The organism is Promicromonospora sp. NPDC110617 (genome assembly GCF_055598465.1).
The window spans coordinates 2,217,333-2,241,955 of sequence record NZ_JBVKBM010000001.1 but is presented as its reverse complement, the minus strand read 5'-3'; the positions used below and the strand labels follow the sequence as shown (position 1 = coordinate 2,241,955).

Annotated in this window: 30 protein-coding genes; 9 read left to right on the top strand and 21 right to left on the bottom strand. The window is 72.2% G+C overall.

All coding sequences use genetic code 11. The features are described from left to right. Positions 1 to 48: 48 nt before the first annotated feature. A complete protein-coding gene (locus tag ACZ7LE_RS09885; protein WP_470403091.1) occupies positions 49 to 1,101 on the top strand; it encodes a LacI family DNA-binding transcriptional regulator in 1,053 nt (350 codons plus the stop codon). Between the two features lie 22 nt (positions 1,102 to 1,123). Here ACZ7LE_RS09885 and ACZ7LE_RS09880 read toward each other — a convergent pair whose 3' ends face one another. From ACZ7LE_RS09880 to ACZ7LE_RS09860, 5 genes are all read right to left on the bottom strand, one after another. Continuing rightward, positions 1,124 to 2,179 (bottom strand): sulfate/molybdate ABC transporter ATP-binding protein, encoded by a 1,056-nt coding sequence (locus tag ACZ7LE_RS09880; RefSeq protein ID WP_470403090.1) that lies wholly within the window; start codon positions 2,177 to 2,179, stop codon positions 1,124 to 1,126. After that, on the bottom strand, positions 2,176 to 2,967 hold the full coding sequence (locus tag ACZ7LE_RS09875) for an ABC transporter permease (protein ID WP_470403089.1): 792 nt from the start codon (positions 2,965 to 2,967) through the stop codon (positions 2,176 to 2,178). The genes ACZ7LE_RS09880 and ACZ7LE_RS09875 overlap by 4 nt, the downstream gene beginning before the upstream one ends. 1 nt (position 2,968) lies before the next feature. Further along, on the bottom strand, positions 2,969 to 3,757 hold the full coding sequence (modA, locus tag ACZ7LE_RS09870; RefSeq protein ID WP_470403088.1) for a molybdate ABC transporter substrate-binding protein: 789 nt from the start codon (positions 3,755 to 3,757) through the stop codon (positions 2,969 to 2,971). Next, positions 3,757 to 4,158 (bottom strand): TOBE domain-containing protein, encoded by a 402-nt coding sequence (locus ACZ7LE_RS09865; RefSeq protein ID WP_470403087.1) that lies wholly within the window; start codon positions 4,156 to 4,158, stop codon positions 3,757 to 3,759. The genes modA and ACZ7LE_RS09865 overlap by 1 nt, the downstream gene beginning before the upstream one ends. A 69-nt stretch (positions 4,159 to 4,227) precedes the next feature. Then, positions 4,228 to 4,740 carry a CGNR zinc finger domain-containing protein gene (locus tag ACZ7LE_RS09860; protein ID WP_470403086.1) on the bottom strand — a complete coding sequence of 171 codons (513 nt, stop codon included), beginning with the start codon at positions 4,738 to 4,740 and terminating at the stop codon, positions 4,228 to 4,230. Positions 4,741 to 4,824: 84 nt separating this feature from the next. Between ACZ7LE_RS09860 and ACZ7LE_RS09855 the strand changes: the two genes are divergently transcribed. Beyond that, complete coding sequence (locus ACZ7LE_RS09855) at positions 4,825 to 5,694, top strand: alpha/beta fold hydrolase (protein ID WP_470403085.1); 870 nt, start codon at positions 4,825 to 4,827, stop codon at positions 5,692 to 5,694. 31 nt (positions 5,695 to 5,725) lie between these two features. Here ACZ7LE_RS09855 and ACZ7LE_RS09850 read toward each other — a convergent pair whose 3' ends face one another. The 5 genes from ACZ7LE_RS09850 to ACZ7LE_RS09830 all read right to left on the bottom strand — a co-directional run bounded on the left by ACZ7LE_RS09850 (position 5,726) and on the right by ACZ7LE_RS09830 (position 9,723). Then, positions 5,726 to 6,571 (bottom strand): MBL fold metallo-hydrolase, encoded by an 846-nt coding sequence (locus ACZ7LE_RS09850; protein ID WP_470403084.1) that lies wholly within the window; start codon positions 6,569 to 6,571, stop codon positions 5,726 to 5,728. Continuing rightward, positions 6,454 to 7,413, bottom strand: coding sequence for an FAD-dependent oxidoreductase (locus tag ACZ7LE_RS09845; protein WP_470403083.1), 960 nt, complete (start codon positions 7,411 to 7,413; stop codon positions 6,454 to 6,456). Before ACZ7LE_RS09845 ends, ACZ7LE_RS09850 begins: the two co-directional genes overlap by 118 nt. Positions 7,414 to 7,470: 57 nt before the next feature. Next, complete coding sequence (locus ACZ7LE_RS09840; RefSeq protein WP_470403082.1) at positions 7,471 to 8,349, bottom strand: cyclase family protein; 879 nt, start codon at positions 8,347 to 8,349, stop codon at positions 7,471 to 7,473. 9 nt (positions 8,350 to 8,358) lie between these two features. After that, entirely contained in the window at positions 8,359 to 9,006 is a 648-nt protein-coding gene (locus ACZ7LE_RS09835; protein WP_470403081.1) for a cysteine hydrolase family protein, read from the bottom strand. A 156-nt stretch (positions 9,007 to 9,162) separates the two neighbouring features. Next, positions 9,163 to 9,723: a TetR/AcrR family transcriptional regulator gene (locus tag ACZ7LE_RS09830; RefSeq protein ID WP_470403080.1), complete on the bottom strand. Its 561-nt coding sequence runs from the start codon at positions 9,721 to 9,723 to the stop codon at positions 9,163 to 9,165. Positions 9,724 to 9,849: 126 nt separating this feature from the next. Here ACZ7LE_RS09830 and ACZ7LE_RS09825 point away from each other — a divergent pair, with 126 nt between their 5' ends. Both ACZ7LE_RS09825 and ACZ7LE_RS09820 read left to right on the top strand, forming a co-directional pair. Then, positions 9,850 to 10,575, top strand: coding sequence for an SDR family oxidoreductase (locus ACZ7LE_RS09825; RefSeq protein ID WP_470403079.1), 726 nt, complete (start codon positions 9,850 to 9,852; stop codon positions 10,573 to 10,575). Positions 10,576 to 10,660: 85 nt separating this feature from the next. Beyond that, on the top strand, positions 10,661 to 11,725 hold the full coding sequence (locus tag ACZ7LE_RS09820; RefSeq protein WP_470403078.1) for an aldo/keto reductase: 1,065 nt from the start codon (positions 10,661 to 10,663) through the stop codon (positions 11,723 to 11,725). Positions 11,726 to 11,790: 65 nt separating this feature from the next. On the opposite strand, the gene ACZ7LE_RS09815 is transcribed toward ACZ7LE_RS09820, so the two are convergent. The 5 genes from ACZ7LE_RS09815 to ACZ7LE_RS09795 all read right to left on the bottom strand — a co-directional run bounded on the left by ACZ7LE_RS09815 (position 11,791) and on the right by ACZ7LE_RS09795 (position 16,057). After that, on the bottom strand, positions 11,791 to 12,267 hold the full coding sequence (locus ACZ7LE_RS09815; protein ID WP_470403077.1) for a flavin reductase family protein: 477 nt from the start codon (positions 12,265 to 12,267) through the stop codon (positions 11,791 to 11,793). Between the two features lie 2 nt (positions 12,268 to 12,269). Then, on the bottom strand, positions 12,270 to 13,472 hold the full coding sequence (locus tag ACZ7LE_RS09810; RefSeq protein WP_470403076.1) for an acyl-CoA dehydrogenase family protein: 1,203 nt from the start codon (positions 13,470 to 13,472) through the stop codon (positions 12,270 to 12,272). Between the two features lie 175 nt (positions 13,473 to 13,647). Next, positions 13,648 to 14,238 (bottom strand): TetR/AcrR family transcriptional regulator, encoded by a 591-nt coding sequence (locus ACZ7LE_RS09805; protein WP_470403075.1) that lies wholly within the window; start codon positions 14,236 to 14,238, stop codon positions 13,648 to 13,650. Positions 14,239 to 14,304: 66 nt separating this feature from the next. Next, positions 14,305 to 15,276, bottom strand: a complete 972-nt coding sequence (locus ACZ7LE_RS09800; RefSeq protein WP_470403074.1) for a class I SAM-dependent methyltransferase — start codon at positions 15,274 to 15,276, stop codon at positions 14,305 to 14,307. Between the two features lie 130 nt (positions 15,277 to 15,406). Next, complete coding sequence (locus ACZ7LE_RS09795) at positions 15,407 to 16,057, bottom strand: TetR/AcrR family transcriptional regulator (RefSeq protein ID WP_470403073.1); 651 nt, start codon at positions 16,055 to 16,057, stop codon at positions 15,407 to 15,409. Between the two features lie 236 nt (positions 16,058 to 16,293). Between ACZ7LE_RS09795 and ACZ7LE_RS09790 the strand changes: the two genes are divergently transcribed. Further along, positions 16,294 to 16,857 (top strand): GNAT family N-acetyltransferase, encoded by a 564-nt coding sequence (locus ACZ7LE_RS09790; protein ID WP_470403072.1) that lies wholly within the window; start codon positions 16,294 to 16,296, stop codon positions 16,855 to 16,857. A 13-nt stretch (positions 16,858 to 16,870) separates the two neighbouring features. On the opposite strand, the gene msrA is transcribed toward ACZ7LE_RS09790, so the two are convergent. Further along, the gene (gene msrA, locus ACZ7LE_RS09785) at positions 16,871 to 17,425 is read right to left on the bottom strand and encodes a peptide-methionine (S)-S-oxide reductase MsrA (RefSeq protein ID WP_470403071.1); all 555 of its coding nucleotides are present in this window, start codon (positions 17,423 to 17,425) and stop codon (positions 16,871 to 16,873) included. Then, a complete protein-coding gene (gene msrB / locus ACZ7LE_RS09780; protein WP_470403070.1) occupies positions 17,425 to 17,907 on the bottom strand; it encodes a peptide-methionine (R)-S-oxide reductase MsrB in 483 nt (160 codons plus the stop codon). Before msrB ends, msrA begins: the two co-directional genes overlap by 1 nt. Positions 17,908 to 18,090: 183 nt before the next feature. Here msrB and ACZ7LE_RS09775 point away from each other — a divergent pair, with 183 nt between their 5' ends. After that, positions 18,091 to 18,312 carry a hypothetical protein gene (locus tag ACZ7LE_RS09775; RefSeq protein WP_470403069.1) on the top strand — a complete coding sequence of 74 codons (222 nt, stop codon included), beginning with the start codon at positions 18,091 to 18,093 and terminating at the stop codon, positions 18,310 to 18,312. Positions 18,313 to 18,444: 132 nt separating this feature from the next. Further along, on the top strand, positions 18,445 to 19,404 hold the full coding sequence (locus ACZ7LE_RS09770) for a DUF389 domain-containing protein (RefSeq protein ID WP_470403298.1): 960 nt from the start codon (positions 18,445 to 18,447) through the stop codon (positions 19,402 to 19,404). Between the two features lie 232 nt (positions 19,405 to 19,636). Here ACZ7LE_RS09770 and ACZ7LE_RS09765 read toward each other — a convergent pair whose 3' ends face one another. Further along, a complete protein-coding gene (locus ACZ7LE_RS09765) occupies positions 19,637 to 20,929 on the bottom strand; it encodes an MFS transporter (protein WP_470403068.1) in 1,293 nt (430 codons plus the stop codon). Positions 20,930 to 20,984: 55 nt separating this feature from the next. On the opposite strand from ACZ7LE_RS09765, the gene ACZ7LE_RS09760 reads away from it, so the two are divergent. Then, positions 20,985 to 21,989 carry an ArsR/SmtB family transcription factor gene (locus ACZ7LE_RS09760; RefSeq protein WP_470403067.1) on the top strand — a complete coding sequence of 335 codons (1,005 nt, stop codon included), beginning with the start codon at positions 20,985 to 20,987 and terminating at the stop codon, positions 21,987 to 21,989. A 110-nt stretch (positions 21,990 to 22,099) separates the two neighbouring features. Here the strand turns inward: ACZ7LE_RS09760 and ACZ7LE_RS09755 are convergent, their stop codons facing one another. From ACZ7LE_RS09755 to ACZ7LE_RS09745, 3 genes are all read right to left on the bottom strand, one after another. After that, positions 22,100 to 22,327 (bottom strand): DUF5302 domain-containing protein, encoded by a 228-nt coding sequence (locus ACZ7LE_RS09755; protein ID WP_470403066.1) that lies wholly within the window; start codon positions 22,325 to 22,327, stop codon positions 22,100 to 22,102. A 120-nt stretch (positions 22,328 to 22,447) separates the two neighbouring features. Next, positions 22,448 to 22,918, bottom strand: a complete 471-nt coding sequence (gene nrdR, locus ACZ7LE_RS09750; RefSeq protein WP_357463254.1) for a transcriptional regulator NrdR — start codon at positions 22,916 to 22,918, stop codon at positions 22,448 to 22,450. Positions 22,919 to 23,080: 162 nt separating this feature from the next. Beyond that, positions 23,081 to 23,575 (bottom strand): LysM peptidoglycan-binding domain-containing protein, encoded by a 495-nt coding sequence (locus ACZ7LE_RS09745; protein WP_470403065.1) that lies wholly within the window; start codon positions 23,573 to 23,575, stop codon positions 23,081 to 23,083. A gap of 191 nt (positions 23,576 to 23,766) precedes the next feature. On the opposite strand from ACZ7LE_RS09745, the gene lexA reads away from it, so the two are divergent. After that, entirely contained in the window at positions 23,767 to 24,582 is an 816-nt protein-coding gene (gene lexA, locus ACZ7LE_RS09740; RefSeq protein WP_376770121.1) for a transcriptional repressor LexA, read from the top strand. Positions 24,583 to 24,623: the final 41 nt, after the last annotated feature.

Genomic DNA, 24,623 nt, shown 5'->3' with positions numbered 1-24,623 from the left:
ACTGGAAGATGGGCCTGGATCCCGATCCGGAGGGGGCCGCACGCGCACATGGCTGGAGTCACGATCCTTGACGTCGCACGAGCGGCGGGGGTGTCCACGAGCACGGTCTCGAACCTGCTCAACGGCCGGACCGACCGGATGCTGCCCGAGACGCGGCACCGTGTGGAGTCCACCATCCGCAAGCTCGGCTACCGGCCCAACCGGGCCGCCCGCCAGCTGAGGACGGGCAAGCCGCAGGTCATCGGCCTGGTGGTGCCGTCGGTCGGCAACCCCTACTGGGGCGCGCTCGCGCGCCACGTCGAGGCGGCGGCGCTGACCCAGGGCTACCACGTGCTGCTCTGCAACTCCGAGCGTGACCCCGAGCGCGAGCGCCAGTACGTCGACGAGCTCGTCTCCGACGGGATCCGCGGCATCGTCCTGTGCTCGTCCCTGCCCTCCCTGGAGCACGTCGCGAGCCTGCTGGACGACGGCCTGCGGCTGGTCGCCTTCGACCGCACCGCCCAGGCGGACGACCCGGCGGGCCTGATCAACGTGAGCGTCGACAACACGATCGGCGCCGAGCTCATGGGCGACCACCTCGTGTCGCTCGGCCACCGCCGGATCGCGTTCGTCTCGGGGTCCATCCGGTCGGTCAACCGCACCGAGCGGTTCCAGGGCTTCCTGCGCGCGCTGGAGCGCGCGGGCATCGCGCGGCCCGACGTCGTGACCTGGCCCGGGAGCATCGTGGACAGCACGTTCGGCGACGTCGAGGCCGCCGAGCTGGGACGCGTCGCCACGACCGAGCTGCTCGCCGGGCCGAATCCCCCCACCGCGATCTTCGCCGTCAACGACATGACCGCGATCGGCGTGTGCCGCGCCGTGCGCGACGCCGGGCTGGAGGTGGGCCGGGACGTCTCGGTCGCGGGCTTCGACGACATCGTGCTCGCCGAGCTGTACTCACCGGCCCTGACGACCGTGCGGCAGCCGATGAAGGAGATGGCCGCCGCCGCGTTCCGCGCCCTGCACGAGCCGGAGGGCGACGACGCGTCGAGCCGGGGCAGCTCGCTGCTCTTCCGGCCCGAGCTCGTGGTCCGCGACTCGACCGGGCCTGCGGCGTCCTGACCGCGTCGCCGGCCCCCCGCCGTCAGGTGGCGTAGACCGCGATCTCGGTCGCCTTGACCACGAAGTAGGCCGGTGACCCCGGGGCGAGGTCGAGCTCGGCGGCCGCCTGCGGCGTGACGTCGGCGCTCAGCTCCTCGGTGCGCACCCGGATCTGTCCGCCCTGCGGCTCCAGGTGGGTGATCGTCACCGGGAGCGCGTTGCGCGGGCTGCCGCCCGGGTCGTCGAGGAAGACGGACACGGCGCTGGGCGGGAACACCGCCACCGCGGCGTCGCCCGGGCGGGGCGCGGGCCCGTCGGGCCGCCCCTCGATCCGGAGGCCCGCCGGGGTGAGCACGGCCCCGTCCCGCCAGGTGCCCGTGATCATGTTCAGCCCGGCGATCTGGGCGGTGAACCGGCTGCGGGGCTGGGCCAGCACCTGCGCGGTCTCCCCCCGGTCGACGATCCGGCCGTCCTCGACGACGGCGACCTCGTCGGCGAGCAGCAGGGCGTCCAGGACGTCGTGGGTGACCAGCAGGACGGTCCGGTCGGCCAGCACCCGGCGCAGGGTCTGGCGCAGGGCCGGGGTCACGGCGACGTCGAGGGCGGCCATCGGCTCGTCCAGCAGCAGCAGCCGCGGGTCGGCGGCCAGCGCCCGGGCCACGGCCGCGCGCTGCGCCTGCCCCCCGGAGACCTGGGCGGGACGCCGGTCGGCGAGCTCGGCGATCCCGACCTCCCCCAGCCAGTGCCGGGCGACGGTGCGGGACGCGGCGCGACCCGCACCGCGGCTGCGCGGTCCGAACGCGACGTTGTCCAGCAGGCTCAGGTGCGGGAAGAGCAGCGGCTCCTGCGCCAGCAGCGAGACCTGTCGGTCGTGCGGGGCGACCAGGACGTCCCGCTCGTCGTGACCCGTGACGGTCAGGGGACGCCCGTCCAGCTCGACCCGGCCGGTGTCGGGGCGCAGCAGCCCGGCGGCCACGGCCAGGACGGTGGACTTCCCGGCGCCGTTCGGGCCCAGCAGAGCGAGGGTCCGGCCGGGGGCGATGTCGAACGCGAGGTCGACGCCCCGGCCGGCCACGGCGGCGGTGTAGTGGAACGTCACAGGCTGCTCCTGCCCTGCCGGGCGAACCCGATGACCAGGATCGCGACCACCACCAGCACCAGGGACAGTGCCACGGCCGCCTGGGCGTCGGTCTCCCGGCGCAGGTAGATCTCCAGCGGGAGGGTGCGGGTGACGCCCTGCAGGCTGCCGGCGAACGTGATGGTGGCGCCGAACTCGCCCAGCGACCGGGCAAATGCCAGCACGGCGCCCGAGACCAGGCCGGGCAGCACGAGCGGCAGCGTGACGCGCCGGAAGACGGTGGTCGGGCCGGCGCCCAGGGTGGCGGCCACGACCTCGTACCTCTGGCCGGCGGTGCGCAGCGCGCCTTCCAGGCTGACCACGAGGAACGGCAGGGCGACGAACGTCTGCGCCAGCACCACGGCGGTGGTGGAGAACGCGATCTGGAGGCCGAGCACCTCGAACGTCTCCCCGAGCAGCCCGCGCCGTCCGAACGTGTACAGCAGGGCGATGCCGCCGACCACGGGCGGCAGCACCAGCGGCAGCAGCACCAGCGAGCGCAGCACGCCCTGCCCGCGAAAGCTCGTCCGGGCCAGGACCAGCGCCATGGGGACGCCGAACACCACGCACAGCAGAGTGCTGGTGCCGGAGGTGCGCAGGCTCAGCAGCAGCGCCTCGACGGCGGCCGGCGAGGCCAGCAGGTCGAGGAACCGGCTCCACGGCGTGCGCAGCACGATCGCCGCGAGCGGGAGCAGCACGAAGGCCGCTCCCGCCACGGCGGGGACGAAGATCCAGGCCGGGACACCGACCCGGCCGGGCGAGGCGGCCACGTCAGGGAGCCGGCGCGAACCCGGCGTCCCGCAGGACGGTCTGCCCGGCCTCGGCGAGGACGAGGTCGACGAACTCCTGGGCCAGGTCCGCGTTCGCGCTGTCGGCGACGGGCGCGATCGGGTAGACGTTCACCGCGGCGGCGGCCTCGGGGAACTCGATGCCCTCGACGCCGTCGCCCGCGCCGATCACGTCGGTCACGTACACCAGCCCGGCGTCGGCCTCGCCGGTGGTGACCTTGGCGAGCACGTCGGTGACCGACTGCTCCTCGCTCACCGGGGACAGCTCCACGCCGGCCGCCTCGGTGACCTTCCGGGTGGCGGCGCCGCACGGCACCTCCGGGGCGCAGACGACCAGGTTGAGGTCACCGGCCAGGTCGTCGAAGTCGGCCACTCCGGCGGGGTTGCCCGGGGGCACCGCGATCTCCAGCGTGTTGGACGCGAACGCGACCGGTTCGGCGCCCTCCAGCCCGTCGGCGGTGAGCTTCGCCATGTTGGCCTCGTCCGCCGAGGCAAAGACGTCGGCCGGGGCCCCCTCCTGGATCTGCGCCACCAGGTCCGAGGAGCCCGCGAAGGCGAGCTCGACCTGCACACCCTCGTGCGCCTGCTCGAACTCCGCGCCGATCTGCTCGAACGTCGCGGTCAGCGACGCGGCCGCGTACACGGTCAGGGTCGTCTCCTCCGCGGCTGGGCTGTCCGCGCCGCCTGCGTCACCGGACCCGCCAGATCCGCACCCGGCCACCACGGTGGCCAGGACCAGTGCTGCGGTCGTGATCGAGAGCGTTCGCCTCATCATTCTCCTTGGGCTGTTTCGACGATCACCGTCGTGGACTTGATGACGGCCACCGCGACCGACCCCAGCTCCAGGCCCAGGTCGCGCACCGCTTCGCTGCTCATGAGGGACACCACCCGGAACGGCCCGCACTGCAGCTCGACCTGGGCCATCACCGCGTCGGTCCGGATGTCGGTGACCAGCCCCACGAACCGGTTGCGTGCCGAGCTCGCGGTCCCGCCGGGCGGGCCGGGCAGGGTGGCCTGCTGGCGGGCGACCAGGGCCACCTCGTACCCGTCCACGACCTTGCGGCCCGACTCGTCGGCGGTCGCCGTCAGCAGGCCCTTGTCGACCCACCGGCGCACGGTGTCGTCGCTCACCCCGAGGTAGGTGGCGGCATCTCGGATCCTCATGTGCGGCACATTGCCGATCCTAGTGCCGAGAAGTCGGACGGCGGGACCCCTTGGGGTCACGATCTGCGGCGATGTGCCCTACTGCTCGGCGCGGGTGCGCTGGTAGTGGCGCCGAGCCTTGAACCGGTTGCCACAGAGCGCCATCGAGCACCAGCGGGCGGTGTTCGCGTTGCTGCGGTCGAGCAGGAACCGGCGGCACTCAGGATTCGCGCACGGCCGCAGCCGCCCCGGGTAGCGCTCGCCGATCGCCACCCAGGCGAGCAGCGCGCGCGCCGCGAGCCGGTCCTCCGCGGACGCCTGCAGCTCCCAGCGGACCACGTCGTCGCGCACCCGGGGACGCAGCACGATCCGCTCGACCTCCACCGCCAGCGCCTGCGGGCCGGAGCCGTCGCGGACGGCGCGCTCGATCGCGTCCCGGACGCGCCGGAGCGCCGCGGTCTCCTCGGCGGATCCCGCCCCGTCGCGCGCCGCGGCCCAGCCCACCGCGGCTCGCGGGTCCGCGAGCTCGTCGACCCGCTCGCCGTCGACCACGGGCGCCGTGTTCAGCAGGTCCAGCAGCAGGTTCTCGTCGTCCCGGGTGATCAGGTCCATCTCTAACCTCCTCAGTCGGTGTTGACAGGTTAGCACCGACGGTGCTGTCATAACCAGACAACGCCGACTGAGAGGGGTAGCATCATGGTCGCCATCCACCACCGGTTCACCGACGTCGACGGGCACCGGATCTTCTACCGCGAGGCCGGGCCGGCGGACGCACCCACGGTCGTCCTGCTCCACGGCTATCCGACGAGCTCGCACATGTTCCGCGCCCTGATCCCCCGGCTCGCCGAGGACTACCACGTCGTGGCGCCCGACCACCTCGGCTTCGGGCTGTCGGACGCACCGGGCGTCGACGAGTTCGAGTACACCTTCGACGCGCTCGCGCGGATCACGGCCGGGCTGCTGTCGAACCTGGGCGTCACCCGGTACGCGATCTACGTCCAGGACTACGGCGCGCCGATCGGCTGGCGTCTCGCGCTGGCGGACCCGACCGCGATCACGGCGATCATCAGCCAGAACGGCAACGCCTACGAGGAGGGGTTCGTCGGGGGCTTCTGGACGGACGTGTGGGCCTGGGGGCAGGAGCAGAACGAGCGGACGGAACCCGGCGTGCGCTTCGCGCTCAGCCGTGAGGCGATTCGGTGGCAGTACCTGCACGGCGTGCCCGACCCCACGCTGGTGGATCCCGGCACCTGGGAGCACGATCTCGCACTGGTGTCCCGCCCGGGCAACGACCTGGTCCAGCTCCAGCTCTTCCGCGACTACACCACGAACCGGCCGCTGTACCCCGAGGTGCAGAAGTACTTCCGCGACTCCCAGGTCCCGCTGCTGGCCGTGTGGGGTGAGAACGACGAGATCTTCGGCCCCGCCGGCGCCCAGGCCTTCGCCCGGGACCTGCCCGGCGCGCGGATCGCCCTGCTGGACGGCGGGCACTTCCTGCTCGAGTCCGCCCTCGACGAGGTCTCCGCCCTGGTCCTCGACTTCCTCGGGACGGCCCTGGCCCGGTGACGCCAGGCCGGGACGGGGTCGCCCGAGCAGCTCACGCCATGGCTGCTCGCGCGCTGCTCCACAGGGCGCCGGGATTCGCACGGCGGGGATAGAGCGAGAGCATGCGGTCGTACACGTCCTCCGGGGTGCGGGACACCTCGGCGACGGCGCCGAAGGCGCGCAGGTACTCCGCGGTCTGCGCCAGGATCGCCGGCCGGTCCGGTGCTTCCGGCTTCTTGTGGCCGGCGACGACGACCGCCGGATCGAGCCCGGCGAGCCGTTCGGCGGCTCGGGCCCACTGCTCACGCGTGGCCGCGGTGGTCTCGGCGGTGTGCAGGTGCGTGTCGTTGTAGGCCACGTCCCCGGCGACGACGAGGCCGAGGTCGGGCACCCACAGCGCGGTCGTGTCCCGGGTGTCCGTGAAGCCCGTCTCGATCACCTCCAGCCGGTGCCCCTCGAGCGCGAGGTGGTCGCCGTCGAGCGCCTCCGGACAGGAGATCGGCGGGATCTGGCCCGGGAAGAGCCTCCCCCAGGATCCGTCGCGCACCTCCGACCGACCCCGGACGAGCGCCTCCCTGGCCGTCCCCGCGGAGGCGACCGCCCGGGCCCCCGGGAACGCGTCCAGGACCTGCCGGAGCCCGAAGAAATGGTCGCCGTGCCCGTGGGTGACGAAGACATGGGTCAGGTCACGGCCGAAGGACCTGACCCACTCGACCAGCTCGTCGTTCTGGTCAACGGAGAGATAGGTGTCGACCAGGACGGCGTGGTGGTCGCCGAGGATCAGCGTGGCGGAGTTCGCGACCCACCGGAGGTCCTCGGGACCGTACGGCAGGTCCCTGGTGAGCCCCGGTCGCGTCGCGGTGCGCACGGCGTGGGCGAGGCCGGTTCCACCTGACATCCCGGTTCCCTCCGTCGGGTGCGGACCACCGATACACCCAGCATCGGCGCGCGGGCCGGACGGCGCACCCCCGCGAGCTCGGGGACCAGCCGGGTCGCCCGGGCGAGCATCGCGGCCGCGTCGTCGTCATGGACGGTCGCGTCGGACGAGCCCTCGACCGCGACCCCGCCGACCACGACGTCGTCCTCCCGGGGAAAGACGTACGTGAGCCCGTCCGGGTTGTCGTCGTCGGTGATCCAGTCGGTGAGGCCGGGGTTCGCCAGCCGCACGACCTGCCCACGCACCGGCATCACGGACCGGTCGTCGCCCAGGAGCTCGCCGGAGCGGAGCCCCGCGGCGACCACCACCGCGTCGGCAGAGCCGGCCAGCTCCGCGACGGAGGCGACCGCCCGGCGCTCGAACGCGACCCCGAGGCTCTCGAGCCGCCGCACGAGCCAGGGCAGGTAGTCCGGGACGGTGATGAACGGGACGGCGACCCGGACGCCGGACAGGACCCCCGGCGGGAGCAGGTCCGGCGGCACCTCGGCCGCGTCGGGGAACAGGCGCGCCCAGGAGCGGTCCGGGTCCGCCGTCCGCTCCAGGACGGTCCCCGGACGCCGCGCCACCCCGGTCTCTGGCACGAGGAGCAGCTCCTCGAACCGGGCGAGGGACCGTTCGAGCAGCAGGCCCGCGCCGACGGACCGCTCGCTCCGGTACGGGAACCAGAGCGCGGCGGACAACGCGGAGACGGTGTCGGCCGTGTCCGCGTCGGCCACGACCCGCACCCGGTGGCCCGCCCGCGCGAGCTCGTGCGCGACCGAGAGCCCGACGACTCCCGCGCCGACGACGATCACCTGGGGCATGCCCGTCTCCTCTCCTCTCCTCTCCTCTCCTCTCGTCGAGGATGACAGACGACGACGTCAGAAGATCGCGACCGGGTTGACCGGGACTCCCGTCATGCCGTGGATACGCGGCGGTGCGGCGACGAGCAGGAAGCTGTACCGGCCGAGCTCCGCGCAGGCGACCGCCAGCTCGTCGGCGTCCACGACGTCGATCAGCGGCATGCCCAGCCGAGGCAGGGCGACCCCGTGCATCGCCGGGGGGCTACCGGGCCGCACGGGCGGGAGGGCGTCGGCGAGATCCCCCGCGTACACCGACACGCCCCGGTCGTGCATCCAGCGCACCGCGTCGATGCTCATGCCGGGCATCGGATTGCCCCGGTAGCGGGTCTCCACCCACCCGAACCGCACGACCAACGCGTCGCCGGACTCCAGCCGCACGCCGTGGCGCTCCTCCGCGGCATCCAGGTCCCGCCCCGTCACGGCGTGGTCCGCGGGCACCGCGCCGTCGATCGCCAGGTCGAGCAGGACTCCCCGCGTCACGATCCCCGCGGCGAACGCCGTGGTCGACCCGTGCCGGACCCCGTCCATGGTGACGCTCTCGTTCACCGCCCACCCGGGGTACACCTGGCCGTCCTGCACGATGTGCCCCAGCGCGTCGAGGTGCGTCGACAACGGGTGATGGTTGGTGACCATCATGACGTCCGCGCTCGCAGACGCAGGGCTCCCCGTGTACGCCATGATGAGCTGGACCGCCGAGGGCTCGGCTCCGAGCGCCGAGAACGGACCCTTGACCACGGGCGACGGTTCGACCGGCACGGCGAGGGATACCGCGCGGCCCTGGCGCACCTCCTGCGCCGCCCGTGCGCGCGCCTCGTCCGTGATCAGGTTCAGGGTCCCCAGCTCGTCACCGTCGCCCCAGCGACCCCAGTTGCTCGGCAGTGCGTTCGTCTCGCTCATGTGGTGGAACTACCTCCAGACTGACGGCTGGCCGCGCAAGGCACCTCGCCCGACGAGCTCACCGAGAAGATCGTCGGTGGTCAGGATGTGATGGGCGTAGCGCGGCCAGTCCTGCTCGATCGTCGAGCGGTGCGCATCCATGGAGAAGGCACCCGTGGCATCGGTGACGAAGGTGACGTCGTAGCCTCGCTCGACGGCGTCACGGCCGGTGGAGTCGACACAGGTGTTGGTGGTCAGGCCGCACACGATCACCCGGTCGAAGTCGCGCTGGCGCAGCTGGATGTCGACGTCGGTCCCGTGGAAGGCGTCGAAGGTCTTGTGGGGCGTGGCGACGACCTCCCCCGGTGCGGGCACGAAGTCGGGATGGAACTTCGCTCCCCAGCTGCCGGCCTGGAACAGCTGCGACGACCACATCCCGGCGTGGCTCGGGGAGCGGTGCTTCCACTGCCCGTAGTCCCACGGCTGGGTCACCATCGGGGCGTGCAGCACCTGGATCCCGGCCGCACGCGCGGCAGCGAGCACGCGACGCATGTTGACCACGGTCCCGACCTCGTCCAGGACCTCGCGGAGCCCCGGCCAGGCCTTGCCGCCCTCGGAGATGAAGTCGTTGGTGGCGTCGACGACGATCAGGGCGGTCCTGTCCTGCGGATAGAGCATGAAAGCTCCCCTTCGATCAATGCCGCCACCGGTAGGGCGGTCACGGCCGAGCAACGCTGATGTCTAGGTAGACCGACCAGTCACTCTACCGCTCGCGACAGTACACAGCACCGATTGCCCGGCGCAACCGAGCGCTCTGGAGCGGCCCGGTGACCCCTATCGCCGCAGACCGTCGACGACGAGGGCGAGCAGCCGGTCGAGCTGAGCACGCCTGGCGGGCGCGCCGGCCACCGAGAGCGCCCCGGCGAGCAGCGCGCTGACGTCGAGGGGCTCGACATCTCTCCGCAGCACCCCCGCGTCGGCGCCGGACTCGAGCAGCATGGCAAGGACCTGCAGGACCTCGTCGCAGACCGGCCCGGACCCGAACCTGCCCGTGGCGCTCATCACCACGAGCGTCTCGAAGACCCCGTGGCGCTCCGCGGCCCAGTCGGCGAAGTACCCCATCCAGCTGCACAGGGCCTGCGCCGGGTCCGCCACGCCCCGGAGCCGCTCCGCCTCGTCCCGCAGCGGGCGCACCTGATCGCGGTACACCTCCTCGACGAGTTCCTCCCGCGTCGGGAAGTGCCGGTACAGCGTCGCGCTGCCGACGCCGGCGCGCCGGGCGATCACCTCCAGGGATGTCGGCCCGTCGGCCGCGAAGGCCTCGGCAGCCGTCGCGATGATGCGCTCACGGTTGCGCCGCGCGTCCGCCCGGAGCGCGCCCGATCGATCCTGCATCCCCACCCTCCCCTCCCGGCGACCCAAACGGTAGCCACTCTCACTTAGGGTATCGTGATCGTAAACGGAGGGGCCCCCACTTATGGCGGCCGACCCCGTGTCCCCACATCCCAGGAGGAGAGAGTCATGCCCTCAGCACTCATCACGGGCGGCACGTCCGGCATCGGGCGCGCGACCGCCGTCGTCCTGCACGGCCTCGGTCATCGCGTGGCGGTGACCGGCACGAACCCGGCCTCGCTCGCCCGCGCGAGGGAGGAGCTACCCGGCGACATCACCGTGATCCAGGCCGACGCCGGTGACGTCTCCGCGATCGACGAGCTCCGGAGGACGGTCGCGGAGCGGCTCGGTCCGCTCGACCTGCTGTTCCTCAACGCGGGCACCTTCGAACCGGCCCCCCTGCCCGAGGTGACCGAGGCGTCGTTCGACCGCCAGGTCGACGTGAACCTCAAGGGGCCGTACTTCACGCTCCAGGCACTCCTGCCGCACCTGGCCGACGGCGGCTCCGTCGTGCTCACGGTCGGCATCGGGGCGCGACGCGGCAGCGTGGGAGCGTCGCTCGGTGCGGCGACCCGCGGCGCGCTCCTCGCCATGCTCCCGTCCCTCGCCCTCGAGCTGGCCCCGCGCCGGATCACGGTCAACTCCGTCAGCCCCGGCCCCATCGACACGCCCCTGTTCTCGAAGCTCGGCCTGCCGGACGAGGCACGCGAGGCGATGCGCGAGCGCGTACCGCTCGGGCGGCTCGGATCCGCCCAGGACATCGCCGAGACCGTGGCCTTCCTCGCGTCGGACCGGGCGCGGTTCCTCACCGGGCAGGACATCACGGTCGCCGGCGGGTACGGGCTCGGCGCGTGAGCGCCGTCGCCCGGGAGCACCCCGACCCGACCCCCGCCACCCGCACGCCGGCCGGAGCCGGCAGCAGCATCGAAGGAGACCTGACATGCCCTTGACGCTCGACACCTACCGCCAGCTGGGCCGCTCCGGCCTGCGGGTCTCTCCCCTGGCCCTCGGGACGGCCACCTTCGGGAACGACTGGGGCTGGGGAGCCGATCAGGACGAGGCCCGCGCCATGTTCGACCAGTACGTGGACCGGGGCGGCAACTTCGTCGACACCGCGGTCACCTACACCGACGGCACCTCCGAGAAGTGGCTCGGGTCGTTCGCGCGCGGCAGGCGGGACGCGCTGGTGATCGCGACGAAGTACACGACGCTCCGGGACCCGAGAGACCCCAACTCCGGAGGAGCGAGCCGCAAGAACCTGTTCACGTCGGTGGAGACGAGCCTGCGCCAGATCGGCACGGACTACATCGACCTGCTGTACCTGCACGTGTGGGATCCCGGCACGCCGGTGGAAGAGATCCTGCGCGGGCTGGACGACCTCGTCCGCCAGGGGAAGGTCCGGTACGTCGGGATCTCCAACGCGCCGGCCTGGCAGGCCTCCCGCCTGCAGACCATCGCCGACCTCCGGGGCTGGTCCCCGCTCGTCGCCCTGCAGCTGGAGTACAACCTCGTGGAGCGCACCGGCGAACGCGACCTGCTCCCCATGGCTCAGGAGCTGGGGCTCGGCGGAGTGCTCTGGTCCCCGCTCGCCGGTGGGGTGCTGACGGGGAAGTACTCGCGCCAGGACCTGGCCGGGACGTCACGAGCCGAGGGCGGGAGCGTCCGCAAGCAGTTCAACATCGCGCTCGGCGGGGTGAACGAGCGCAGCCTCGCGATCGTGGACACCGTCAAGGAGGTGGCCGCCGAGATCGGCCGGACACCCGCCCAGGTCGGCCTGGCCTGGGTGCTCGGGCGACCGGGCGTCACCGCTCCGGTGGTCGGCGCGCGCACGGGGGCGCAGCTCGCCGAGAACCTCGAGGCCCTCGACGTCGACCTCGGCGCGGCCCAGCTCGCGAGGCTCGACGAGGTGAGCGCCGTCGACCTCGGCTTCCCGCACACGATGCTGGCCGGCGACCACATCCGCGCCCAGGTGCAGGGCGAGCTCACGATCGAGCGTCGCCGCTGACCAGCACGTGCGCCGGGCGCCACCCGAGCCGGGGCGCCCGGCGCACGGCCGGTTCCTGACGTCGGTCAGGCGAGCTGCCGGAAGCCGCTCCGGTGGAAGATCAGCGGCTGGGCGGTCGCGCGCAGCTCGACCGCGGTGACCTGGAGCAGGGCGATCAGATGGTCTCCCGCCGGCAGCTCCTGGTAGTGCGTGCCGTGGAAGTACGCCGACGCGTCGTCGACGAGAACGGCTCCGGACTCCGTCGCCGTCCACCTCGTGCCGGCGAAGCGGTCACCCGGACCGGACAGCCGCCGGCCCAGCTCGCCCTGGTGCTGGGCGAGCACGCTGACCCCGAGCGACGGGGCGGTACGGAGAAGCGGCCACGTCGACGACGTCCGCTGGACGGAAGCTGCGATCAGCGGTGGGTCGAGCGAGATCGGGGAGAACGAGCTCACCGCCATTCCGGTGGGCTTTCCGGAAACCATTCCGGAAATCACCGTCACGCCACTGGGGAAACGAGAAAAAGCCGCACGGAGCGTCTTCTCGTCGAGATTCTCGCTCATCGTCAGATCCGAAAGTAGTCCGAGACGTCCGGGAGCGAACCGGACAGCTCAAAGGCTCCGACGAACACATTCTTTGCGTCGAGCGAGTCATGGGTGGACCACGTCCGGGCGTTGCGCCAGTACCGGTCGAACCGGTACCGGTTGGAGGTGCTGCGCGCACCGGTGAGGTCATGGATGCGCGAGGTGACGTCGAGGCTCGCCCGCGTGCTCGCGACCTTCGCCCGGAAGCCGCGCACGCCCAGCTCGTCGGGGCGTGCCGTGGCGGCCTCGAGGTCCGACGCGACAGCCAGCAGGAGGGCCCGCGCCGCGGCCAGCTCGCTCGACATCTCACCGAGCTGCCGGTGGATCAGCGGGTCCTCCAGCGCGTCGGCGTACTTCGGCATGCTGGCCCGGTTCACGCTCCTGAGGTAGTCGATGGTCGCGGCGAGAGCACCCTCACCGATCCCCTGCGAGATCGCGGCGTGGGTCAGCACGACGGCGCCGAACAGGTTCGGGTCGACGGCGGGCGGCGCGAAGTGCCAGCCGTCCGGCACGAACACGTCCTCGTAGGTGATGGTCTGGCTGTCCGTCCCGCGCTGGCCCATGTTGTCCCAGTCGTGCGCCTGGCGCAGCCCCGCGTCGTCGAGCCTGACCAGCGCGAGGTGCGGCTCGCCCGCGTCCGTGTCCGACCCGGACAGGGTGAACCGGACCTGCAGGATGTCGCGCCCGCCACCGCCGCTGTTGGAGTTGAACGTCTTGGTGCCGTTGATCACGACCCCGCCGGGCACCCTGCGGCCGGTCACCGGTCCCGTGCCGCCCGCCTCGGAGACCGAGGAGACCAGGCGCAGGCCGTCGTCGATCAGCTCGTCGGCGAGCCGCCGCTTGGTCTCGTCCGGTATGTCCGAGACGAAGAGCTGGCGGGCCATCAGGACGTTCGCGCTCCAGTTCTGCGCCGTTGAGCTGTCGGCCGCCGCGATCTCCACCATCGCCTCGATCGTGCCCCGGAAGCCGGCCAGCATCCCGCCCTCCCACAGGCCGCCGTACCCGGTCGGCACATGGAGCAGGTTCGCGCCCGCCTGGTCCAGCAGCCGCATGTTCGGCCCGGCGTCGATCCCTTCGGCGTCGATACGGATGCCGTTCTCCGTCATCTCCGCACGCAGTACGCGAAGACGGGCCAGGATTTCCTTGCCGCTCGCCGGCAGGACCTTCTCGTCCACTACAGCCACGATTCCTCCATGCTTTCTTTCGCTTCAGCACCGCGAGCCCCGACGAAGGGCCCCGTGCACACGAAATTAGCAGCGCAAAACCCGCGGACGGCCTGCACGGGACGAGATGAGAACTACTGGCACGAGTTCGTCTCACTTCGATCGGAGCCGGCCCGGTGGAGTGCCCGGACGCGGGCTACGTGAACTCGACGCCGAGCACAGCGATCGGCACAGCGGCCGGCAGCGCGGAGGCACGGGAGGTGAACGCCTGCAGGAGGAGCGCGACCAGCCGCCGCGAGGCCTCCGGCGAGATCGCCATCAGGCTGTCGCTCGCCCGGATCAGCATGATGAGGTCGCTGGACGCGAGGTCGGGGCGCAGGTCGCCGGACTCCTGGGCGCGGCCGACCAGCTCGCGGAGGTTGTGCAGGGTCCTGGTCCGCTTGTCGGTCGCCTCAGGCGTGTCCGGGAGCTCGCCGAAGAGCGCCGCGGCGAAGCCCCTGCTCGCCGCCTGGAGCAGCGTGACCTCGTGGATCACGGCCTGGAGGGCGCGCCACGGATCGGGGTCGGCCAGAGCCTCGTTCGTGAGCATCTCGCAGATCGAGATCTCCTCGGTGAAGGCCGCCCGGACCAGGGCCTCCCGGGTGGGGAAATGGCGGTACAGCGTGGCAGGACCGACCCCGGCGTGCCGGGCGACGGCCCGCATGGTGACATCGACGCCGCGGGCGGCGAACAGCTCGCGCGCAGCGCTCACGATGCCGCTTCGGTTGCGCGCCCCGTCGCTACGCACACGCACTCCTTCCGTCCTGGCCCCCGGCGCACCCGGCCACCCGCGACGTCACGCTCCGTCGCGTCATCACGCTCGGTCGCGCCGCGCCGCGACGAGCACCGGCCCGCCGGGCACCGTGGGGAACTCTCGCCCGTCCACCAGGCCGTGCGCGGCGAGCGAGCCCGCCATCCGGTCGGCGTCGAGGTCGTTGCCGCCGTTGCGGACGGCGTTCCAGCCGGCGACCGCCCGGCGCAGCGGGTCGGACGCCGCCGGGTTGGTGCCGACCACGATCCAGGCCCCGGGCTTCAGCGCCTCGACCAGGCGCGGCAGCGCCGCCGCCAGGGCGGACCCCGACAGGAAGGGGGCGGGCAGCCAGACCAGGTCGTACGCCGCCTGCTCCGCCACGTCGGCGACGTCGCCGTGGCGCAGCGTCACCCGCCCGGCCGCCGACGAGCCGGCGTCGGCCAGCTCCTTGCGCGCCAGGTCCAGGACCCGCTCCAGGACATCGAGGCCGACGACCTCCGCCCGGGGGAACGCCTCCGCGAGCGTCAGCGCGAGGGCCGCGATGCCGGTGCCGACGTCCAGGATGCGGCCGCCGGGTGCGTCCAGCCGGTCCGCGAGGCCGGGCAGGGCCGGGACGACCTGGGACGCGATGGCACGGCCGGTGCCCGCGGACGCGCGGCCCTGGTTGCGCAGCACCTCGTCGTCCAGGTCCGCCCAGCCGCCGTCCTGGCCCTGACTGCCGGAGGCCGCCGCCACGGCCTGCCGCAGGGAGCTCAGCCGCGCCTGCGCCGCGCTGCGGTACGACGGTCCGTCGGGGTACCGGTACGACGGGTGGAGCGTCGTTGCACCGCCGACCCGACGGACCAGGCCTGCCTCCTCCAGCACGGCGGTGCGTCGGGGGTCGGCGGCGAGGACGTCGGCCAACGGCGTGGTGGCGGCGGCGTCCAACGTGCCGACCAGGGCGGCCATCACCCAGGCGGCGGCGTCCAGCGTGCCGGCCGGATCGGGGTCGTCCGAGGCCGGGACGGAAGGCGGGGTGGAGGGGTGTACGGACACGCACGTTCCTTTCCTGCTCGACGCCGCGCGGCCGGTCCGCCCGCACGACACCAAGAGAGTTACTAGTACGTCTACGTCGTCACCGTAGACCTCCCGGCCCTCGTCACACAACCGGCCGTCGGCCGCGCCGTCAGGACGCGGCGCGGCCCGGCGTGGCGAGGCTTTCCAGGTGGGCGAGGGCGACGTCGATCGCGATGCCCATGGGCTCGACGTCACGTGCCGTCTGGGCGAGAAGGTAGCCACCCTGAAGCGACGCGAGAAAACCGACCGCGAGGCGGGCGGTGTCGACGGACTCGTCCAGCACCCCGGTGCGCTGGATCCGGACCAAGGCCCCGTCGATCAGGCGCTGCCAGGCCTGGAACAACTCGTCCAGCATCTGCCGGGCAACGGCATCATGGTCGGAGACCTCACTCGCCAACGAGCCCAACGCACACCCATACATGCCATGCCGCAACGCATTGGCCTTGACCAGGGAATCACGCCAGCGCCGCAGCCCAGCCAGCGTGGAGACCTTTCCCAGCATGTTCGTCTCCCGGGCGATGACGAACTCCCCCACATGCACCACCACCGCCCGGACCAACGCGTCCTTGTCCTCGAAGTGCCGGTAGAGCTGAGACTTGCTCACGCCGCTGGCGACCATCACGTCGTCCAGGGTCGTCCCACCGATCCCCTGCACACGCATCAGGTCCGCGGCCGCAACGACGATACGGGCTCTCGTCCTCAACCCCCGCGCCGTCAGCCGGACGGCCGGGCTCTCGTCCGCGTTCGCGTTCGCGTTCACAGCGCCATCGTACTGAGCGGGCTTGCCGGCCCGTCGGTCACCCTGGCCTCCCGGGCCCTCGGGGCGCGACCGGCCGGACGATGTGCGGCCCGTCACCGCGGCGCCACCTTCCCGATGCGGTCTCATTCGATTCGGCCCCGGCCATGTGCGAAGCGTGCGCGGGCGTGCGATCCGCGATGGAATGTCATTCCGAAGTGACGTCAGGCCCTCATGCCTCGGCCCACCCAGGAGGAGAGATGAGCCATCGAGTCACGATCGACGGCACCACGATCGAGACGCAGCACCTTCGTCTGCGGCCCTGGCAGCCGGATGACGCCGTCGGGGCGCTGGCGATCTACGGGGAGGCCGACGTCGCCCGTTGGCTGGCACCCGCCATGGGGAGGATCGACGAGCCCGGGCAGATGCGGACGATCATCGAACGCTGGGTCGCCGAACAGTCCGGGACGGGGCGCCCGACGGGCCGCTGGGCGATCGACGACCTCGACAGCGGGGAGCTGATCGGTTCCGGGCAGATCCTCGGTCTCCCCCCGGAGGGGGAAGACCTTGAGCTCGGCTATCAGTTCGCGCCGACCGCCTGGGGTCGGGGGCTGGGGTCCGAGGCCGGTCACGCGCTCGCGCACTACGCGTTCTCCCGTGACGAGGAGGAGGTGTTCGCCGTCGTCCGCCCCGGCAACGAGCACGGGATCGGGACGGCGCGCGCGATCGGCATGGAATGGGTCGGCGAGACGACGAAGTACTACGACCTGAGGCTTCAGGTCTTCAGGCTGCGCAAGGGCGATCTCGACGTGCCCGGCCGGTAGTCAGGCGTCGCGGTCAGCTGGCGGCGGCGTTGCGCCGGGGAAGCACCCAGTTCGGGCGCGGGTAGTGGCAGGTGTAGCCGTTCGGATAGGTGATCAGGTAGTTCTGGTGCTCGGCCTCGGCCTCCCAGAAGGGTCCTGCGGGCTCGATCGTCGTCACCGCCTTTCCGGGCCAGAGGCCCGACGCGTCGACGTCGGCGATCGTGTCGCGAGCGACCTTGTCCTGGTCAGGGGTGAGCGGGAAGATCGCCGAGCGGTAGCTCGTCCCGACGTCGTTGCCCTGACGATCGAGGGTCGACGGGTCGTGGATCTGGAAGAAGAACGCCAGGACGTCGCGGTACGTCGTCGCACTCGGGTCGAAGACGATCTCGACGGCCTCGGCGTGCCCCGGGTGGTTGCGATAGGTCGCATGGTCGTTCCGGCCGCCGGTGTAACCGACCCGGGTCGCGAGGACGCCGGGCTGCCGGCGAACGAGGTCTTCCATCCCCCAGAAGCACCCGCCGGCGAGCACGGCCGTCTCGGTCCCGGGCGTACGCGTGACCTGGCCGGTGTCGTGTGTTCCGCTGCTCATCAGTTCTGCGCCTCTCCGCTGGGCTCGGACTCCGACGTGGACTCGAACAGGGCCAGGTACTCGCCGTAGCCCTGTGCCTCCAGCTCGGCGACCGGGACGAACCGCAGTGCCGCCGAGTTCATGCAGTAGCGCTCACCTCCGCGGTCCGCCGGACCGTCGCCGAACAGGTGCCCGAGGTGGCTGTCCGCGGCAGTGGACCGCACCTCGGTGCGCACCATCCCGAACGACCTGTCCGTCACGGCCCGCACCGTGCCTGCGCCGATCGGCCTGGTGAAGCTGGGCCAGCCGGTGCCGCTGTCGTACTTGTCCGTCGAGGAGAACAGAGGCTGGCCGGAGACCACGTCGACGTAGATGCCGGGCTCGTGGTTGTCCCAGTACTTGTTCCTGAACGCCGGCTCCGTGCCGCCTTCCTGCGTGACACGGAACTGCGTCGTCGTCAGTCGGCGCAGGGCCTCAGGCGAGGTCTTGTAGTCGTGTGCCATGTCGCTTTCCTTTCTGACACCGGTGAGGGGTGTCGTCATGGAGCACAACACCGTGGTGCCCGGTTGTGGTCCCGGCGTTCGATGGTCGTCACGGTCTTGTGGGTGTCACCATCCGCGCTCGTCTTACCCCGGCACGAAAGACATCGGCGTCTCGTGCCGCTCACCCTGGTGAACCGAAATACGGTGAGACGCACCGCCGACCGGCAGGCCGCCCTCGACCTCGACCTCGGTGCCCAGGAGTTCGTCGAGGCCGACCGCGCGCAGCTGAGCGAGCTCGCCCAGCGCGTCCGCGACTCACGCCTGCGCACGAACATCGCCCACATCGCGAGCCTCGACGAGGCAGTCGCCGCGTTCAACCCGACAGAGCGTGCCACAGGCAAGACTATCATCCACGCGCGCCCGTAAGGTTCGACCGATCGGCCGCACCGCACGGCCGCGGCGACGGTGCTGCGACGCCCGCGCCGCCACATGTCCAGCCCCGGCCCGGACAGGTTCGACGGGGTCGTGGCCCAGGCGGCGGGTACGGTTTCCCGCGTGATGCAGCACCTGCGCGTGATCAGCCCGCCCGCGACCACGGACGACGTCGTGGACCTGTTGCGGTCCGACCCTGCCGCCACCAACGTCGTGGTCCTGACCGGGAGCGCGATCGACCCGCCCGGCGATGTGGTCATGGCTGACGTCGCCCGCGAAGGGCTCAACCCCGTGCTGGACCGCCTCACGGACATGGGTCTGGACCGGGAGGGCTCGCTCGCCGTGGAGTCGGTGGACACCTCGCTGTCGCACCACGCCACGCGCGCGGAGGACGCCGCGCCGGGGCTCTCCGAGGACGCGCTGGTCTGGCACGAGGTGGTCGACCGCACAGAGGCCGAGTCCCGCACGTCCCTGGGCTATCTCGCGCTCATGGCGCTGGCCACGACCATCGGCATGATCGGCGTCCTGTTCGACCAGCCGATCCTGGTCGTGGGCGCGATGGTGGTCGGGCCGGACTTCGGCCCGCTCGCCGCGATCTCGGTCGCGCTGGTGGGCCGGCGCTGGCGCAGCGCCGGCCGCGCCGTCGGGACCCTGGCCGCGGGCTTCGGCGCGGGCTTCGGCGCGTCCGTGCTCATGGCCCTGCTGCTCCAGGCCTGGGGCCTGGCTGACCAGGCCACGCTCCTTGCCGACCGCCCGCAGACGTCGTTCATCTGGGCACCCGACGCCCTGAGCTGGATCGTCGGCGCCCTCGCCGGAGCCGCCGGCATGATCTCGCTCACCTCCGGCCGGTCCGGCGTGCTGGTGGGCGTCCTGATCTCGGTGACCACCGTGCCCGCCGTGGGCAACGCCGCCGTCGCGCTCGCCTACGGCGTCGGGGAGGAAGCCACGGGGTCGCTGGCCCAGTTCGCCATCAACGTCGCCATGATCGTGGCCGGCGCGGTGGTCTGTCTCGTGATCCAGCGCACCTGGTGGCGCTTCCAGGGCCGGACCGCGCCCCGCCCGGCCACGGCGACCAGCGGCCGCTGAGCCGGAGATCCTCCAGCTGGAGCGAGGGCCCCACCGCTCGACGGGCGAGCAGGCTCAGGGAGTGCAGGACGGCGGGCACGCGCCGCGCCGACTCGTCGTCGGTGTCGTGCAGCGCGAGCGACGCGTTGGCGTGCTCACGCACCGCCGCCAGCGTCTCCGCTCGTTCGCGCGGGTCGGAGGAGGCCAGGGCACGGTCGTGGCCACGCCCGCGTCCGTGGCCCTCGGTCACGAGCTACGGCCGGAGGACGACGTCGGGGCGCGTGCGATGGCTGCGGGCCACGGCGGCAGCGCCGGTACCGGCGGCGACGAACAGGACGGCCAGGCCGAGCCAGCCCACGGTTCCGTGCGCGATGGCGGTGGCCGTGACGAGCGCGGGGGCGACCATCGACGCGAGCGCGTATCCGGTCTGGCTGAGGCCCTGATAAGCCCCTGCGTGGCGAGGATCGGCAAGCTCGAACGCCATGCCCCAGCCGCCGGCCTCGCCCAGGACCTCTCCAGCGGAATGGGCGAGCGCAGCGACCACGAGCAGGACGCAGGCCGTCACGAGGTCGCCGTACCCGGCCAGCGCGTACAGCACGCACGCACCCGCGAGCAGCCACGACGCGCGCCGGACCGTGATCCCCGCCCGCCGCACGTCGTGGGTGCCGCGCGATGCGCGCACCTGGAGCGAGGCCACCATGACGGTGTTCAGCACGAGCAGCACCGCGACCATCGCCTTCGGCGCGTCAGTGGTGGCGACCCAGAGGGGGACGCCGACGGTCTGGAGGCCGAAGTGCAGGGCAACGACGCTGTTGCACGCCACGCTCGCGACGTAGGTGCGGTCCCGGAGCGGTGACGGCCCGCGGCCGACGTCGGCCGGCTGCTCGTCCACGGCGTGCTCGGACACCGTGTGCTCGGACACCGTGTGCTCGGACATCGTGTGCTCGGACATCGTGGCGGCGAGCCCGGGCACGCGGCGGCCGAGCCGTGCGAGCGGGACTGTGGCCACCAGCAGCAGCAGGCCGACGGCGAGCATCGCGGCCTGGTAGGCGGCGGGCGTGTCGGCGAGGAGCGCGGCCGCGCCGGCCAGCGTGCCGAGGCCGATGAAGACGTTGGTGACGACACGGAGACGGGCCCGGACGTCGACCCGCTCCGGCCCGGTGTACCACCGGGCGAGAATCGCCTGCTTGGCCGAGCCGCTCGCGGAACGCATGCCGACGGCGACGCACGCGACGAGCGTGAACACGACGGCGTCCGCGGCGAGGGTGTACGCGAGCATGGCGATCCCGTTCAGGGCCGTGGTCCAGGCCTGGACGCGGTAGGCACCGACGCGGTCCGAGAGCCGTCCGGCGGTGTAGGCCGACAGGACGCCCACACCGCCGGCGACACCCAGACCGAGACCCACCGTCGTGGCGTCGAGTCCGATCACCCGGGTGAAGTACAGCGCGCTCACGGTGTAGAAGACGCCGCTGGACAACGCGAAGGCCATGGTGCTGAGCGTCAGGGAGCGCGCGACGCGGTCGCGTGGGAAGAAGGTCTGTTGCACGCCCCTTTGTCCGCCGCGGACGGTGCCTCGGGCAATTGATGTAGCCTCCGGCTTCATGGAGCGTGGACGTCCCGGCGGGCTGATCGAGTACGAGCTCGCCGGTATGGACGTCGCCGACGTGCGGTTCGCCGTGTCGCCGCTCACCGAGCTGACGCTGTCCCTGCGTACGTTCCGCGACCCTGGCCGGTACCCGGTCCACCTGCCGTGGCTCCAGCTCACCGAACGCGCGCGCTCGGAGCTGGACCTGCCCGTGCTCCGGTCGCTGACCAACGCCGCGCTGTGGACGCCCGACTACCTCACGCCCCGGCCGCACAGCCCGCTCACCCGGATCGGGGACGAGCTCTCCGCCGTCGACGACGTGCCCGTCGGGCGGATGCTCGACGATCTGCGCGCCGTCCATCCCGGCACGTTGCCGGCGCCGCTGCGCGGCGATCCCGGGACGGTCCGTGACCGCATCGCGACAGCGCTGCGGACGTACTGGCACACCTGCTTCGAGCCCTGGTGGCCGCGCATGCGGGCCGTGCTGCAGGCCGACATCGTGCACCGTGGACAGGTCATCTCCGCCTACGGGACGGCGTCGATGTTCGCCGACCTCAGCGACCGCGTGCGGCTGGTCGACGGCGTGGTACGCGTGCGCCTGGGCTCCGACGCCCGGTTCCGCCGACCCACCACGGGCGAAGGGCTCACGTTGGTGCCGACGCTGTTCACCCGGGGCGCGACGACCCCGATCTCGCCCGACGAGCCGCCCGTGATCATGTACGGCGCGCGCGGCGTGGGGACACTCTGGCAGGCGGAGCCCCGCCGCTCGCCGAGAGCGCTCGCGGGGCTGGTGGGCGCGACACGTGCCGGCCTGCTCACGGTCCTGGCGACGCCGGCGTCGTCGACGGAGCTGTCGGGACGGCTCGGGGTGACCACGTCCGCCGTCAACCAGCACCTGCGCGCGCTGCGGGACGCGGGCCTGCTCACCAGTGCGCGCCATGGGCGGTCGGTCCTGTACATGCGCTCGGAGGTCGGGGACGCCCTGGTGGCCGGCGTGCTCGGTGTGCACGGTGCCGACTGACCGGACGAGCATCCCGGCGCGTGCGCGGCGGTCGTCAGACCTCCGGGGCGCGCACGGCAAAGGCCGCCGACCAGGTCAGACACCCGGTCGGCGGCCTCGGTCGAGCAGGCTCAGCCGGACTTGCGGCGGAACATCTTCTGGACTGGGCCCGTCGTCTCCGAACCGTGCACAGCACCCGTGTTCTCGCCACCGGCGGCAGAACGGCCGCGTGCGGCGTTCTTCCGGTCCAGCGCTTCCTTGAACCGCGCCTTCGCGTCCACGCTCGGCGCGGTCGCGGCCTTGGGCGCCTCAGCGTCCTGAGCCACTGCCTCCTCGGCACCAGGCTTCTCGTCCGTCACACCGATCACCTCCTCCTGTTTCGGGGGTCCCTCGATCGGGTCCGTCGTCGGCCCCAGCCTGCCCCACGGCGCCGCCAGGTGCCAATCGCTTTTCTCACCCCGTCAGCGACGGGGGCGCAGCTAGGCCTGGGCGGCAGCGCGCTCGGCGCGCTCCGCGCGCAGGGAGGTGATGGCGCTCTCGAAGTCCTCGAGCGAGTCGAACGACTGGTAGACGCTCGCGAACCGGAGGTAGGCGACCTCGTCGAGCTCGCGCAGGGGGCCGAGGATCGCGAGGCCCACCTCGTACGCGTCGATCTCGGCGCTGCCGTTGCTCCGCAGGGTCTCCTCGACCCGCTGCGCCAGGATGGCCAGGTCGTCGTCGCTGACAGGGCGGCCCTGGCAGGCCTTGCGCACGCCCGCGGCGACCTTGTCGCGGCTGAACGGCTCGGTCGCGCCGGACCGCTTGACCACCGACAGGCTGGCCGTCTCGACGGTGGTGAACCGCCGGTTGCAGTTCGGGCACTGCCGCCTGCGCCGGATCGACAGGCCGTCGTCGGCGGTCCGCGAGTCCACCACGCGCGAGTCGGCGTGGCGACAGAACGGGCAGTGCATGCTGACTCCTGCGTGGTCGGCCACGGACCGGAGAGATCCGGTCGCGCCCCGACCGTAAGCGGGCAAACCACCCCCATGCAACATCGCCGCAACATTTGACGGCGAATCGTGGCCTCCGTCCACTTCGTCGGGGCGTCCGGCCACTTTTCGAGGGCGTTCCGGTCAGTCCTTCGGGAGCAGGAGGAGCTCGCCGACGCGCACGGTGCCCGACGTCATCTCGTTGAGGTCCTGCAGACGCGCGACCGCCTGCCGCACGTCCTCCCCGGGCCTCGCGACCTGCTCGGCGAAGCCCCAGAGCGTCTCCCCCGGCTGCACCGCGTGCACGCGGACCTCGGTGGGCTCGCCCGGCGCGCTGGCGACGGCGGTCGCTCCCCACGTCGCCATCGGGGCGATCACGAGCATCGCCAGCAGCACCAGCACGACCCGGCCGCGCCGCGTGAGCCGCAGCCCGGCGAGCCCGAGCCGGTCGGCGACCGTGCGCGGCCCGCGGGGCGCGTACGAGTGAGCCGCCGGACGGGGCCGGGGCGGTGCGGACGCCCGGCCCGGGGTGTATGCGGTGCCCGGCCGGTAGGCCCGGACCGTGCTCGATCCGGACGCCGTCGCATACGCCGGCCCGTACGCCGACGTGTACTGCCGCAGCGGGATCACGTCCCCCATGGCCCCTCCTCGAAAGGTGACTCGAACTCTTGTCCGTCATACACACGTTCGTCGAACGCTCGTACCATTGTGTAGCACGGGACACCGTAGAAGTCGAGACACGCTCGAACATTCGTTTGAGCCGAGCACATTTGTGATCTAGAGTGGGCAGCGCACAGGAGAACATTTGTCGGAACGGGAGGGGCACGGGCATGACGGGACGGGACGGGACCAGCGACACGAGAGCCGTCGACACGGCACTCTCGGGTGTCGCCACGTTGGACGCGCCGGGCGACGGGGCGGTCGCCGACGTGCACGCGATCTCGCCGGCAGACCGCCTCACCGAGCGGCAGCGCCTTGTGCTGGACACGATTCGGCAGTCGTTCGAGACGCGCGGATACCCGCCGTCGATGCGCGAGATCGGCGAGGCCGTCGGGCTGGCCAGCCCGTCGAGCGTCAAGCACCAGCTCCAGATGCTGGAGAAGAAGGGCTTCCTGCGCCGCGACCCCAACCGGCCGCGCGCCATGGAGCTCGTCGAGCCCCTGGCCGAGCAGGTCGAGAAGCCGACGCGCGGCGAGATCCACTGGCCCGAGCCGCGGCGTAGCGGCCAGGTGCACTGGGGCGGTTCGGTGCCGGACGACGCGAGCACCCCGCCGCCGTCGTACGTGCCGCTCGTCGGTCGCATCGCGGCCGGTGGGCCGATCCTCGCCGAGCAGGTCGTCGAGGACGTCTTCCCGCTCCCCCGCCAGCTCGTGGGTGACGGCGAGCTGTTCCTCCTCAAGGTCGCGGGCGACTCGATGGTCGACGCCGCGATCTGCGACGGCGACTGGGTCGTGGTGCGCCGCCAGAACGTCGCCGAGCAGGGCGAGATCGTCGCCGCCATGATCGACGGCGAGGCCACGGTCAAGACGTTCAAGCAGACCGACGGGCACGTGCTGCTGCTGCCGCAGAACCCGGCCTACGAGCCCATCCCGGGTGACGAGGCGCAGATCCTGGGCCGCGTCGTCGCGGTGCTGCGCAGCCTCTGAGGTCTCGACAGGCTCGACCAACGAGAACAGGCTCGACCAGC